The organism is Streptomyces sp. G5(2025), assembly GCF_049542075.1.
In the GTDB taxonomy this organism is placed as follows: domain Bacteria; phylum Actinomycetota; class Actinomycetes; order Streptomycetales; family Streptomycetaceae; genus Streptomyces.
This window is the reverse complement of record NZ_JBMUZT010000006.1, coordinates 278,907-292,512: the sequence shown is the minus strand read 5'-3', so window position 1 is coordinate 292,512 and position 13,606 is coordinate 278,907. Positions and strand designations below refer to the sequence as shown.

Annotated in this window: 7 protein-coding genes and 3 pseudogenes; 5 read left to right on the top strand and 5 right to left on the bottom strand. The window is 71.5% G+C overall.

Annotated elements, in window-relative coordinates; all coding sequences use genetic code 11:
* The first annotated feature begins 9 nt into the window (after window positions 1-9).
* Window positions 10-1,851 carry an asparagine synthase (glutamine-hydrolyzing) gene (asnB, locus tag ACOBQB_RS12005; RefSeq protein ID WP_423591292.1) on the top strand — a complete coding sequence of 614 codons (1,842 nt, stop codon included), beginning with the start codon at window positions 10-12 and terminating at the stop codon, window positions 1,849-1,851.
* Window positions 1,852-1,927: 76 nt separating this feature from the next.
* On the opposite strand, the gene ACOBQB_RS12000 is transcribed toward asnB, so the two are convergent.
* Both ACOBQB_RS12000 and ACOBQB_RS11995 read right to left on the bottom strand, forming a co-directional pair.
* Window positions 1,928-2,200, bottom strand: coding sequence for a hypothetical protein (locus ACOBQB_RS12000; protein ID WP_423591290.1), 273 nt, complete (start codon window positions 2,198-2,200; stop codon window positions 1,928-1,930).
* A gap of 221 nt (window positions 2,201-2,421) precedes the next feature.
* Window positions 2,422-3,180, bottom strand: coding sequence for a sulfite exporter TauE/SafE family protein (locus tag ACOBQB_RS11995; RefSeq protein WP_423591289.1), 759 nt, complete (start codon window positions 3,178-3,180; stop codon window positions 2,422-2,424).
* Between the two features lie 212 nt (window positions 3,181-3,392).
* On the opposite strand from ACOBQB_RS11995, the gene ACOBQB_RS11990 reads away from it, so the two are divergent.
* Entirely contained in the window at window positions 3,393-4,331 is a 939-nt protein-coding gene (locus ACOBQB_RS11990; protein ID WP_423591287.1) for a LysR family transcriptional regulator, read from the top strand.
* Window positions 4,332-4,638: 307 nt separating this feature from the next.
* Here the strand turns inward: ACOBQB_RS11990 and ACOBQB_RS11985 are convergent.
* Together ACOBQB_RS11985 and ACOBQB_RS11980 are read right to left on the bottom strand one after the other, a co-directional pair.
* Window positions 4,639-5,881 (bottom strand): annotated as a pseudogene (locus ACOBQB_RS11985) (RNA polymerase sigma factor).
* Window positions 5,878-6,291, bottom strand: coding sequence for a YciI family protein (locus ACOBQB_RS11980; protein WP_423591285.1), 414 nt, complete (start codon window positions 6,289-6,291; stop codon window positions 5,878-5,880). Before ACOBQB_RS11980 ends, ACOBQB_RS11985 begins: the two are co-directional and overlap by 4 nt.
* Before the next feature lie 289 nt (window positions 6,292-6,580).
* Between ACOBQB_RS11980 and ACOBQB_RS11975 the strand changes: the two are divergent.
* The 3 genes and pseudogenes from ACOBQB_RS11975 to ACOBQB_RS11965 form a co-directional block, all read left to right on the top strand.
* Window positions 6,581-8,646: pseudogene (locus tag ACOBQB_RS11975) on the top strand (pectinesterase family protein).
* Between the two features lie 135 nt (window positions 8,647-8,781).
* Entirely contained in the window at window positions 8,782-10,053 is a 1,272-nt protein-coding gene (locus ACOBQB_RS11970) for an LLM class flavin-dependent oxidoreductase (protein WP_423591283.1), read from the top strand.
* A pseudogene (locus tag ACOBQB_RS11965) lies at window positions 10,050-11,180 on the top strand (MFS transporter); the annotation flags it as partial. The gene ACOBQB_RS11970 and the pseudogene ACOBQB_RS11965, both read left to right, overlap by 4 nt.
* Here ACOBQB_RS11965 and ACOBQB_RS11960 read toward each other — a convergent pair.
* Complete coding sequence (locus ACOBQB_RS11960) at window positions 11,141-13,507, bottom strand: MMPL family transporter (protein ID WP_423591281.1); 2,367 nt, start codon at window positions 13,505-13,507, stop codon at window positions 11,141-11,143. The pseudogene ACOBQB_RS11965 and the gene ACOBQB_RS11960 overlap by 40 nt on opposite strands.
* Between the last annotated feature and the right edge of the window lie 99 nt (window positions 13,508-13,606).

Sequence of the window (13,606 nt, the reverse complement as noted above, 5' to 3'; positions counted from 1 at the left end):
AGGAAGCGCATGTGTGGCATCACCGGCTGGGTCTCCTTCAACCGTGACCTGACGGCCGCGTCCACCACCCTGGACGCCATGACGGAGACGATGTCCTGCCGCGGTCCGGACGACCGCGGCACGTGGACCGGCGGTCCCGCCGGGCTCGGACACCGCCGGCTCGCGATCATCGATCTGCCCGGTGGGCGCCAGCCCATGACGGTCGAGACGCCGACCGGAACCGTCGTCCTGGTCTACTCGGGGGAGACCTACAACTTCACCGAACTCCGACGGGAACTGGCGGGCCGCGGCCACCGGTTCACCACCGAGTCCGACACCGAGGTCGTCCTGCGCGGCTATCTGGAGTGGGGCGAGTCCCTCGCCGAACGGCTCAACGGCATGTACGCCTTCGCGATCTGGGACGCCCGGCACGACAGGCTCGTCATGGTCCGCGACCGCATGGGCATCAAGCCGTTCTCCTACTACGAGACCGCCGACGGCGTCCTCTTCGGCTCCGAGCCCAAGGCGATCCTCGCCAACCCGCTGGCCCGCCCCCGCGTCGGCGTAGACGGACTGCGGGAGCTGTTCTCCGTGGTCAAGACGCCCGGCCACGCGGTGTGGGAGGGCATGCGCGAGGTGGAGCCCGGCACCGTGGTGACCGTGGACCGCTCGGGGCTGCGCCGGCACGTCTACTGGTCGCTGGAGACGAGGCCGCACACCGACGACCGCGACGCGACCGTCGCGAAGGTGCGCGAGCTCTTGGAGGACATCGTGCGCCGTCAGCTCGTCTCCGACGTGCCGCGCTGCACGCTGCTCTCCGGCGGCCTCGACTCCTCGGCGATGACGGCGCTCGCCGCGCGTCAACTGGCGGAGGCGGGCGAGACGGTGCGCAGTTTCGCCGTCGACTTCGTCGGCCAGGCGGACAACTTCGTCGCCGACGAACTGCGGGGCACGCCCGACACGCCGTTCGTGCACGACGTCGCGAAGGCGGCGGGCACCGAGCACCGCGACATCGTCCTGGACTCGCACGCCCTCGCCGACCCCGACGTACGCGCCAAGATGATCCGCGCGCGGGACATCCCCATGGGCTTCGGCGACATGGACGCCTCGCTCTACCTCCTCTTCCGTGCCATCCGCGAGCACTCCACGGTCGCGCTCTCCGGGGAGTCCGCCGACGAGGTCTTCGGCGGTTACCTCCAGTTCTTCGACGAACAGGCGCGTGCGGCGGACACGTTCCCCTGGCTGGTGCGGTTCGCCGACCACTTCGGGAACGACTCCGGTGTCCTGCGCCCCGACCTGACGGCCGCGCTCGATCTGCCCGGGTATGTCAAGGACAGTTACGCGACGGCCGTCGAGGGCATCCAACGGCTGGACGGCGAGAGCGACTTCGAGTACCGGATGCGCACGATCTGCCATCTGCATCTGACCCGCTTCGTGCGCGTCCTGCTCGACCGCAAGGACCGCGCCAGCATGGCCGTCGGCCTCGAAGTGCGCGTCCCGTTCTGCGACCACCGGCTGGTCGAGTACGTCTACAACACGCCCTGGGCGCTGAAGTCCTTCGACGGCAGGGAGAAGAGCCTGCTGCGGGAGGCGACCGCCGATCTGCTGCCCCGGTCGGTCTACGACCGGGTCAAGAGCCCGTACCCGTCCACGCAGGACCCCGCGTACGCCCGCGCCCTCCAGGGACACGTCAAGGATCTGCTCGCCCGGCCCGGCCACCCGGTCTTCGAACTGGTGGACCGGGAGCGTGCGGCACGGGCCGCCGAGCGGGAGGCGCCGCAGATCACCCAGGCCTCACGGCGCGGTCTGGAGCGCACCCTGGACCTCGCGCTCTGGCTTGACCTCTATCAGCCGGACATCGCGCTGTCCTGAGGTGGGCGGGGCATGCTCCCCGGCCTCGCGCTCATTCGCTGAGCGCTCATCTCCTGAGCGGTCAGGAAACGCGCGCTCACTCCGTGGGCTCGCCCGAGGTGGCGAGCGTGTCGAGGAACCGCCGGAGCGCGGGCTTCCCGTCCGCCCCGAGGCTCCGCTGGACCGGTGGCACGCTCGCCCCGCGCCGGGCATCGGGGGTCCGGCAGGGGTCGAGCTGTTCCTCGGCGCGGACGGTCACCGCGCGGCGTATGAACTCCGCCACCGGCACGCCGAGCCGGTCCGCGTGGAGCAGGACCGAGGCGTACTCCTCGGGTGTGAACAAGACCTGCACAGGCCGGGCACCGTCCATGGACGCATGATGCCGCCAGGGCCGTCCTGGCGCGGTGCGGTCGGCATATTCGCCCACGAACGCGTGAAAACCGCGGAAGGCCGGTGAAAACAGCGGAAGGCCGGGGCGTGAACGAGAAGTGACCCCGGCCGGACGGGGGAATCGCGGTCGGGGTCACATCATGTTCAACCATAAACCATAAAAAGGGGCTCCCGCGCCACGGGGAGCGGGTGTGCGCCGTGCTACGCCTTCGCGATCATGGCCACCGACGCCGTGACGCCCACGACGACGATGAAACCGCGCATTGCCACCGGCGAGAGCCGGCGGCCGTAGCGCGCGCCCACCAGCCCGCCCACCGTGGAACCGGCGGCGATCAGCCCGGCGGCCACCCAGTCGATGTCGGCGACCACGATGAAGACGATGGCCGCGACCCCGTTCACGAGTGAGGCGAGGACGTTCTTCGCGGCGTTCAGCCGTTGCAGGTCGTCCAGGAGGAAGGCGCCGAACAGGCCCATGAGCAGCACTCCTTGGGCCGCCCCGAAGTAGCCGCCGTACACCCCGGTGGCGAGGACGCCGCACCACATCGGCACACCGCCGTCCCGCTTGCCCCGCTCCCCACGCTGCTTGAGCCGCCGGTTGAGCCAGGGCTGGAGCAGCACCAGGGCGCACGCGGTCAGGATCAGCACCGGCACCACCGCCTGGAAGGCGTCGGCGGGCAGCTTCAGGAGCAGCAGTGCGCCGATGAGGCCGCCGATGAGGGAGGCCGTGCCGAACCGCACCAGGCGCCTGCCCTGCCCCTTCATCTCCCTGCGGTAGCCGTATGCGGCGCTCAGCGTGCCCGGCACCAGGCCGAGGTTGTTCGACACGTTGGCGAGCACCGGCGGGAAGCCGAAGGCCAGCAGGGTGGGGAAGGTGATGAGGGTGCCGGACCCCACCACCGCGTTGAGCCCGCCGGCCGCGACACCGGCGACCCCGACGGCCACCATTTCGAGCGCTTCCACGCGTCACCTTTCCCATACGGTTGTAGCCCGCCCGACGGAGTCCGGTCTCCGAGGCGCCAGGTCGCCAAGTCGTCAGGCCGCCTGGTCGCCCTCGGGTCGACGCCCGTCACCGGGTCGCCGCCCGGGGGCCGGTAACGATCTTGGGGGACGCGGAAAACCCAAGTCAATCCTCGGGTTTCCTTGCATCCGACCAAGCGATACCTTCACCCCTCGTGACCCTGGACGATCTCCGTGTCTTCGTGGCCGTGTGCCGCGCGGGCAGCCTCAGCGCGGTGGCCCGCGACCTCACCTGTACGCAGTCGGCCGTGAGCCAGCACGTCAAACGCCTGGAAAGGGAGCTCGGCGTGAGTCTCCTGGAGCGGCACGCGCGCGGTGTCGTACCCACCTCGGCCGGGCGCGTCCTGCACGCCGCCGCGTCCGAGGGCATCGGCGGCATCGACCTCGCGGTGCGGCGGCTGCGCGAGCAGGCGCGCGGTGACGCCGGCACGGTGCGGATCACCACGGGCGCCACCACCGTGCGGCACTTCATGGCCGAGGCCGTCGTCGGCTTCCGCAAGCGCTGTCCGCGCGTCAGCCTGGAGTTCCGGACCGTGGCCTCCAGCAGCGGCTGCTTCGACGCTCTCGCCGCGAACGACCTCGACCTCGCCTGGATCACCCTCGGCGAGCCCGTGCGCGGCATCGAGCAGCGGCCGATTCTCGCCCTGCCCTGGGTCCTCGCGGTCCGGGCCGACGACCCGCTCGCCGACCGGCCGCGCGTCGAGCCCGCCGAACTCGGCGCGGGGCCGATCATCACGCCGCCGGCGAACTCGACCTCCCGCGCCCACCTCGACGCCCATCTGGGAGAGCTGGGCGTGACGCTGCCCACGGGGACCAGTGTCGCCGACTGGGACACCGCCGTCCTCCTCGCGGAGCTGGGCCTCGGCCAGGCCGTCGTCCCCGCGCTGCCGGCGGGGCGCGGCGACGCTCCCGCCGGGCTCCGCATGGTCCCGATCCCGGCGCTGCCGCCGCTGTCGGTCGGCTGGGCGGTACGCCGCTGGGACGCGCTCAGCCCGGCGGCCCGCGCCTTCGCCGACACGGTGACCGAGCACTGCGCGTCGCTGGGCGCGGCGCCGGCTCCGGGCGGCAGCCTGGCGGCGCGTGTCTGGAGGTAGCGGGCTTTCTGGGTGGCTCAGGGGCCTTTGGTGGCGGGCCGGTAGGCGGCAATGGCTCCGCAGCTGGCTGTGCGATGCGGCGAGTTCGCGCCCCCGGCCTTAGGGCCTGCACTGTGCGTCGCGCGCGGCATCGGCTCCGGGCGGCGGTCTGGCGGCGCGTGTCTGGAGGTAGCGGGCTTTCTGGGTGGCTCAGGGGCTTTTGGTGGCGGGCCGGTAGGCGGCAATGGCTCCGCAGCTGGCTGTGCGATGCGGCGAGTTCGCGCCCCCGGCCTGAGGGCCTGCACTGTGCGTCGCGCGCGGCATCGGCTCAGGGCAGCAGTCTGGCGGCGCGGATCTGGAGGTAGCGGGCTTCTGGGCGGCTCAAGGTTCCCTTTGCCGCGAGCCGGTAGGCGGCGAGGGCGCCTTTTGTGTCACCTGCCCGCTCCAGCAGATGCGCCCGTACGGCCTGGAGGCGGTAATGGCCCCGCAACTGGTCCTCCACAGCCGCGAGTTCGTCGAGCCCGGCCTTCGGGCCGTGGACCATCGCGTACGCCACGACCCGCCCGAGCTCGGCCATGGGTTCCGGGGCGCTGCGTACGAGAACGTCGTACAGGGCGAGGATCTGCGGCCAGTCGGTGGCGTCGGCGCTCTCCGCCTCGTCGTGCAGCGCCGCGATGGCCGCCTGCAACTGGTAGGGCCCCGCAGGGCCTTGCTGGAGCGCCTCCTCGACGAGCGCCGTGCCTTCGGCGATCGCGCGGCGGTCCCACAGGGCGCGGTCCTGCTCGTCGAGCGGGATCAGCTCGCCGTGCGGGCCGGTCCTGGCCGCACTGCGCGCCTCGGTGAGCAGCATCAGCGCCAACAGGCCCGTCACCGCGCCGACATGGGGCAGCAGGCGGCGCACGGAACGGGTCAGCCGGATCGCTTCCCTCGCCAGGTCCGCCCGGTGCAGGGCCTCACCCGACGTCGCCGTATAGCCCTCGTTGAAGATCAGGTACAGCACTTGGAGGACCGCCGCCAGCCGCGCGTCACGGTCCACGGGCCCCGGCTGCCGGAACGGCACCCCTCTTATCCGGGCCTTCGCCCGACTGACCCGCTGCGCCATCGTCGCCTCCGGAACCAGATGCGCGCGGGCGATCTCCGCCGTGGTCAGACCGCCGACGGCACGCAGCGTGAGGGCGACCTGCCCGGCCGGGGACAGTGCCGGGTGGCAGCACAGGAACAGCAGCGTGAGCGTGTCGTCGTCCGACGGGGCGCGGCCCTCGCCCGGCGGGGGAGCGGTGAACGCGTCACGGGGCGTGAGCAGCGCCGCGTCCTCCTCGCGCCGCCGCCGCGCCTCGTCCGCGCGCAGCTGATCCATCAGGCGGCGCGAGGCCACTCTGATCAGCCAGCCGCGCGGATTGTCCGGGACGCCCTGCTCCGGCCACTGCCGCGCCGCCGCGAGCAGCGCCTCCTGTACGGCGTCCTCGGCGGCGTCGAAGTGTCCGTACCGGCGTACGAGCGCGCCGAGGACCTGCGGCGCGTGCCAGGCGCAGCAGGTCCTCGACTCCGGTCCCACCGCTGGTACGTCTCAACAACCACCTCCCGCTTCCGGCACGGGCCGGATGACGACGGGCGGCTCGACCAGCCCCTCGGGGCCGGGGCACCGGGTGACGCGCTCGGCGATCTCGGTGACCCGCTCCAGGCTCTCGCAGTCGAGCAGCCAGTACCCGGCGAGGACCTCCTTCGTCTCGCCGTAGGGGCCGTCCGTGATCACCGGACGCCCGTCCTTGCCCGCGCTGACGAAGCGGGCCTGCGCGGGCTCGGTCAGGCCCTGCGCGTCGATGAGCTCCCCGGACTCGGCGAGATCGTTGTTGATCTCGTTCATGTAGGCGAACATCGCCTGGAGTTCCTGCTCGCTCCAGGCCGGGCTGTTCTCGGAGGGCTTGCCCGCCATCGCCTCGTAGTCGGCCTGCGAGCCCTGGACCATCACCAGATACTTCATGACTTCGCTCCTCGGCTGCGCCGTCACCCCTCGTGGGCGACTCTCACAGGGGACGTCGGAGCGGGCGGCACGTTCTCTACAAGTCACGGAAAGAATTTCCGGAACCCGGCGGGTTCTCTGCGGCAGCGCGTCGGAACCGGCCGCCCCCAGCATGCTATCGGGGGACGGCGGCGACTTCCTGGCGAGACGTATCGAAGAGGGGCGGCAACCTTCTCCGGCCGTGCGGCGACTGCTCAGCGGCCCGTGATCCACGGGCGCCCCCCACGTACGTACAGATGGGAAGCGACGCATGACTGAGCAGCACGGCCACGGCACGGCGCGGCACCGCAGAAGAAGACGGCCCTGCTGGCAGGTGTCCCGCTGGCGCTGGCCGCCGCGGGCGCACTGGCCTACGGCGCGGCCTTCGGGGTGTTCGGCGAGGACGCGCAGCCGAGGGCCGCGGCCGCCGCCGCGCCGTCCTGGGCCAAGGACACGGCCGACGGCTTCGCCTCGGTCCACGCGCTCGGCCAGAAGGGGACGTACGGCGGGCGGGACGGGAAGACGGTCACCGTACGGACCCTCGCCGACCTGGAGAAGTACGTGACCGCCCCGGAGCCGTACGTCATCGTGGTGGCCGCGACGATCTCGATGGACCCGAAGGGCAAGGAGATCAAGGTCGCCTCCGACAAGACGATCGTGGGCGCGGGCACCTCGGGACAGATCGTCGGCGGCGGGTTCTTCCTCGGCCAGGGCGTGCACAACGTGATCATCCGGAACCTCACGATCCGGGACTCGTACCACGGGATCTGGAACGACAAGGAGCACGACTGGGACGCCGTCCAGATGGACGGCGCGCACCACGTCTGGATCGACCACAACGACCTGCGGCACATGGCCGACGGCCTGATCGACAGCCGCAAGGACACCACCTACGTGACCGTGTCCTGGAACAGGCTCAGCGACAACAACAAGACGTTCGGCATCGGCTGGACCGAGAACGCCACCGCCGACCTGACGATCCATCACAACTGGTTCCGCGAGACGGAACAGCGCAACCCGTCGACCGACAACGTCGCCCACGCGCACCTCTACAACAACTACCTCCAGGACGCCACGGGCACGGACATCACCTCGTCCTACGGCAACTACGCGCGCGGCAGGACGAAGATGGTCCTGGAGAACAGCTACTTCGACGGGATCAACAACCCCGTCATCAAGGACGCCACCGCCTCCCTCGTCCAGCGCGGCAACGTCTTCTCCCGCACCAGCGGCCGCAACGAGAGCGGCGGCACGGCGTTCGACCCGAAGGCGTACTACACGTACACGCCGGACAAGGCCGCCGACGTCCCGGCGCTTCTCAAGTCCGGCGCGGGGCCGCGTGGTTCGATCGGGACGGAGGCCGGCGCCCGGGCCGCCGCGAGCGGCACCCTCACGGTGGCGAAGGACGGCAGCGCACGGTTCACCAGCGTGCAGAAGGCCGTCGACGCCGTCCCGGCGGGCAACACCTCACGCGTGGTGATCCGCATCGCCCCCGGCACCTACCGCGAGACGGTCAACGTCCCGGCGAACAAGCCCCACGTCACGTTCGAGGGAACGGGCCGCAGCCGCAAGGACACCGTCATCGTCGAGGGCCACGCCGCCGGAATGACGAAGCCGGACGGCTCGGGAACGTACGGCACCGGCGGCAGCGCGACCGTCGCCGTGGAGGCGGACGACTTCCAGGCCCGCAACCTCACCGTCTCCAACGACTTCGACGAGGCGAGGAACCAGCAGCTCAACGGCCACCAGGCGGTCGCGTTGCGGACCGCCGCCGACCGTATCCGCCTGGACGACCTCATCATCAGCGGCGACCAGGACACGCTGCTCCTGGACACGGCCGCCAAGGAAAAGGTGGGCCGGGTCTATCTCACCGACTCCTACGTGATCGGCAACACCGACTTCGTCTTCGGCCGCGCCACCGCGGTGATCGACAAGTCCGTCCTCACCCTGAAGAAGCGCTGGAACGGCACCTCGGCCGGATACGTCACCGCGCCCAGTACCCCGGCCGGACGCAAGGGCTTCCTCGTCACCCGCTCGACCGTCGACGGCGATGTCGCCGCCCGGAGCTTCCACCTCGGCCGCCCCTGGCACGCGGGCGGCGACGCGAGTCTCGACCCGCAGACCACCGTCCGCGACACCACCCTCGGCGCGGCCGTGAAGGCGGCCCCTTGGACCGACATGGGCGGCTTCTCCTGGCAGGACGACCGGTTCGCCGAGTACAGGAACAAGGGCCCCGGCGCCGGGCCCGCCGCCGCCGACCGCCCGCACCTGACGGACGCCCAGGCCGCCGCCCAGGAGACGGCGGACTGGCTCGGCGACTGGCAGCCGGCCGCCTGAACACCGCCGGCCGCCTGAACACCGCCGGCGTCCGATGCCCGCCTCGCCCCGACCGGCACCCCTGAACTAGCGTGATCCCCGGGCCCGCGGACACCCGCGGGCAGTTCGGGGACGACGGGGGAGTGGGGGCGGCAAGTGGCTGTCGATGTCGGGGTGTTCCTGCCGATGCTGCACGCGGACGGGGAGGGGGAGGGGCAGGCCCCGGAGTTCGCCGCGGCCGCGCGCCGGGCCGAGGAGCTGGGGTTCGAGTCCGTGTGGGCGAGCGACCACCTCACGGGACACGCCCCGATGCTGGATGCCACCGTCACCCTCGCCACGGCCGCCGCGGTGACCACCCGCATCAGGCTCGGCCACGGCGTCCTGACCCTTCCCGTCCATCAGGTCGCCCTCCTCGCGAAGCAGCTCGCGAGCCTCGAATTCCTCTCCCGGCGGCGGCTGTTGGTGGGTGTCGACGCGGGCGGCAGCGCCTGGGCGCAGTGGCGCGGCGGCGTGGTGGACACGCCCGTCTGGGCGGCGACCGGAGTGCCGTACGAAGAGAGGGACGAGCGGACCGACCGGGCGCTGGAGCAGCTGCGGAGCCTGCTGCTGGGGTACCCGACGCAGATCGGTGACGCGGAACTGCGCCTCCGGCCCGGCGTGGGATGGTCGCCCTTCCTGATCGGCGGCGAGTCCGAGGCCGACCTGCGGCGCGCGATCCGCCACGGCGGCTGGTTCCCGAACCTCGTCTCTCCCGCGTATCTCGCACGGATGATCCCGCGCCTGTCCGCACTGGCCGCCGAGACCTACGACACGGCCCCCTGGGTGAGCGTCGCCGTTCCGGCCACCCTCGACGCCCCCGGCACCGGCGAACGCCGCGGGTCCACGGCCGGCGGAGTGGCGCACCGCTACGGCATCGACGCCGAGCGCGCGGCGGCCATGCTCGTCGAGGGCACACCGCAGCGGGCCGCCGAGAAGCTCGTGGAGTTCGCGCGGGCGGGAGCCGACCGGATCGTCCTCAGCTTCCCCGACACCGACTGGCGTACGCAGTACGACCTCGCCGCCCGCGCCATGGCGTCGGCACGTGCCGTCCTCCCCGTCCGGCGGACCGCCACCGTCCGAGAACAGACGAGCTGCGGCAGCGGCTGGGCGCGCGTCACCCTCGATGTGGAGCGCGCGACGGGTGCGTACGCGTTCATCAATCCCCTCGGCGCCGACGCCCTGCCCGCCGACCTCGCCGAGGCCCTGGAGGAGGGCGTGCGCGAAGGGCTCGCGGGGCAGGACCGTGCCGTGCGGGTGCGTCGTGCGTGGGTGCAAGAAGTCGACGCACATCCAGGGGTGTTCCGCGAAGCGGGCCGCAAGGCGGTCACCGAGGCGCTGGCCGCCGAGCGTGCCGAGTCCGCTGAGCGTGCCGAGGCCGCGGGGCGATGACCGGCCGCGACAAGCCGGAGGCCTCCCTCTGGGCCAATCCCGACTACCGCGCGTTCCTGGCCATCCAGACCCTCTCCGCCCTCGGGGACTCCTTCTCGTTCGTGGCGATTCCGCTGCTCGTGCTGCACACCACCGGCTCGATCGTGCAGATGGGTCTGGTCACCGGCCTGACGGGTGTCGCCTCCATCGTCACCGGGCTCTTCGCCGGGGTGATCGCCGACCGCGTGGACCGGCGCGGGCTCCTCATGGTCACCGACGTGGCGCGGTGCGTGCTGTACGCGACGATTCCGCTGGTCTGGCTCTTCGCGACGCCCATGTGGCTGATCTACGCGGTCGTCCCGCTGGCCGGCGGCTTCGCCATGCTCTTCCGGGTGGCGTACGTGACCGTGGTGCCCGCCATCGTCGAACCCGACCAGATCACCAGGGCCAACGCCCAGCTGTCCGGGTCGTACGCCGTCGCCACGGTCGGCGGGCCGACCCTCGCGGGCTTCGTCACCGCCGCGTTCGGACCGGTCGCCGCCATCGGGGTCGACGCCGCGACATTCGCATTCTCCGCCGCGGGGCTGCTGCTGGTGAAGCTGCGGCCGACGCCCACACCGTCACCGCCGGGGGACGGGCGGAGGGGCGAACGGGAAGGCGTCCGAGGGGAGTTCCTCGCGGGCATCCGCTTTCTGTGGGCGCATCCCGTCCTGCGGCCGCTGACCGTGCTGCTGTCCCTGTTCATCTTCCTCACGCACGGCATGACCGACGTCGTCATCTTCCGCGTGAAGGAGGACCTCGGCCACGGGGACGACACCGTGGGCTATGTGCTGAGCGCGGGGACCATCGGCACCATCCTCGCGTCCTTCGTGGTGACCCGCGTACGCAAACGCCTTGGGTTCGGGCCGAGTTGGGTCGGTGCCACCGCGTTGGGCGGGGTGGCCGTCGCCTGCTTCGGGCTGACCGAGGACGTGCCGGTCATCGGCGCGCTCTCGGCGGGCATGCTGCTCGCCACCGGTGTCGCGGGCATCTGCTCGATGTCCCTGCGCCAGGAAGTGACGCCCAGTCACCTGCTCGGCCGGGTCACCGCGGCGTTCTGGACCACGCACTACTCCCTCGGGCCGCTGGGCGCCGCCGCCGTCACCGCCGCCGCGGCGGGGTTCGGCGTCGCGGAGGTCTGCGTGGTCGTGGGGGCGGGTGTGGTGTGCGTGGCACTGAGCGGGACGCTCACGGGCGTCGTACGCGGCTGAAGCGACCGTGAACGGTGGGGCGGCGGGGCGTGGAGCGCCGCCCCGGATTCCGCTCGCTCACCCCGCCCGCGACGTACCCCCACCCGCTCCCCCTCCGGGCCCGGCGGGGCCGCCCCGGAGGAGCCGTTCCGCTTCTGGTCCCCGTGGCCGGGCCACCAGGCGGCGTGCCCGATGAGGGCCGTCAGAGCGGGCGTGAAGACCGCCGCCATGACGAAGGCGGCGATGACGATGCCGAAGGAGAGCGAGAAACCCATCTGGGAGAGCGTCGAGTTGCCCGCCAGCATCAGCGTCGCGAACGTACCGGCGAGGATCACGCCCGCCGAGCCGATCGTCGGGCCCGAGTGCCTTACCGCCGTGCCCGCCGCGTCGTGCGGATCGCGGCCCTCACGCGCCTCCTCGCGCAGGCGCGACACCATGAGGATGTTGTAGTCGGTGCCCAGTGCGACCACGAACAAGTACATGATCACCGGCAGCATGAACATCAGCCCCGGCTGGTCGCCGAGCTGCTGGAAGATCAGCGAGGTCGCGCCGAGCGTCGCGCCGAAACCGAGCGCGACCGACAGCATCAGATACCAGGGCGCCACCAGGCTGCGCAACAGCAGGCCGAGGATCACCATGATGGCGAGCGCCGCCACGGGGAAGACGACCGAATAGTCGCGGCCCACGGCCTTGTTGATGTCGACGTACACCGCTGTCGTGCCGCCGACCAGCGCCTGGGAGCCATCCGGCGCCGCGTCGTGGGCGGCGGGGCGCAACCGGTCCTTGAGGGTGGAGAGCGCCTTGTCGGAGGCGGGCGGGTCCGAGAGGATCACGGAGTACGAGGCCGTCGTGCGGTCCGGGTTCAGGCGCGGCGCCGCGACCTCGCCGACGCCCCGGACATCACCGAGCCGCTCGCGGAAGGCGGCGGACTCCGCCTGCGTCAGCGGCTCGTCGTTCGTCGAGGAGAGGTAGACGGAGGTGGGGTCGGTGGAGCCGGCGGGGAAGCCCTTCTCCAGGTCCCGCATGGCGACCATCGACTCCTTGTCCTTGGGCAGCGAGGACCCGGCCAGGTCGAAGTTGGCCTTGTAGCCGAGCGCGCCGAGCGCCAGCGCGCCCATGAGCAGAGCCGAGACCACCGCCCACACGGCGGGCTTGCGGGCGATCGACGTGCCGAGCCGGGCGAAACCGCTGCCGTGCGGCTCCCGCTGCCAGGACTTCGACGGCCAGAACACCTTCGTGCCGAGCAGCGACACCACCGCCGGAACGAGCGTGAGACCGGCCAGCAGCGTCAAGAAGACGGCGATGGCGAGCGCCGGGCCCATCGAGCGCAGCATGCCGAGCGAGGAGAGCGTGAGCGCGGCGAAGGCGACGATGACGGCGCCCGCCGCCGACGTGATGGCCTCACCGACCCGCTCCACGGCGTGCACCATGGCGCCCTTGGGTTCCTCGCCCGCTCGCAGCGCCTCCCGGTAGCGGAAGAGCAGGAACAGGATGTAGTCCGTGCCGACACCGAACAGGACGACGGTCAGCAGCTCCTGGATGGAGGAGTCCGCCTTCATGTCGAAGGCCTTGTTGGCGGCGGCGATCAATCCGGTCGCCATCGGCGAGACCAGGCCGATGAGGACGACCGGCAACAGCGCGATGATGGGGCTGCGGAAGATGACCAGAAGCAGCACGATGATGATGGCGATCGTGCCGACCCCGACGAGCATGCCGGCGCGCTCGGAGGCGTCCCGCTCGTCGAGGGCCTGGGCCGCGGAACCGGTGATCCCGGCCGACAGGTCCGTGCCGTCCAGCTCCGGCTTGAGGTCCTTGCGCAGCCGCTCCACCGCGTCCTGCTGCGAGGTGTCCTCGGGGTCGGTGATCTTCGGCATCGCGACGACCGACGTCTGCACCAGCTTGTTGGGCGAGACTTCACCGGGGACGACACCCTGCACGTCCTCGATCTTCTTCGCCTGGAGATCCTTGGAGACGCGGACCACGTCGGCGGAGTCGGCGGCCGTCAGCTTTCCGCCGTCGGACCGCTCGAAGACGATGATGGCCCCCACGTTCCGCTGTTTCGGGAACTCCTTCTCCTGCACGTCCGCCGCGCGGATCGACTCGTAATGGCCGGGAAGGAAACTCGCCTCGTCGCTGCTGGAGGTGAGCTTCGGCGCCAGTGAGATCACCGCACCGGCCGCCACCACCCACGCCAGGATGATCCACCAAGGGCGGCGGACCACGAAACGGCCCAGACCAGAGAACATCGGCTACTGCCTCTCCTCGCCCCCGAGGCATAACAGTCGTGTTCCGCCCAGCATCGGCCGGTCCGGGCGGCCCCGCCACTTGAGCCACTCGATTTCGGT

Excerpts from the sequence above, each read along its gene's own strand:
- asnB (WP_423591292.1), top strand. The coding sequence starts at position 10 with ATGTGTGGCATCACCGGCTGGGTCTCCTTCAACCGTGACCTGACGGCC.
- ACOBQB_RS12000 (WP_423591290.1), bottom strand. The coding sequence starts at position 2,200 with ATGGACGGTGCCCGGCCTGTGCAGGTCTTGTTCACACCCGAGGAGTAC.
- ACOBQB_RS11980 (WP_423591285.1), bottom strand. The coding sequence starts at position 6,291 with ATGAAGTATCTGGTGATGGTCCAGGGCTCGCAGGCCGACTACGAGGCG.
- ACOBQB_RS11960 (WP_423591281.1), bottom strand. The coding sequence starts at position 13,507 with ATGTTCTCTGGTCTGGGCCGTTTCGTGGTCCGCCGCCCTTGGTGGATC.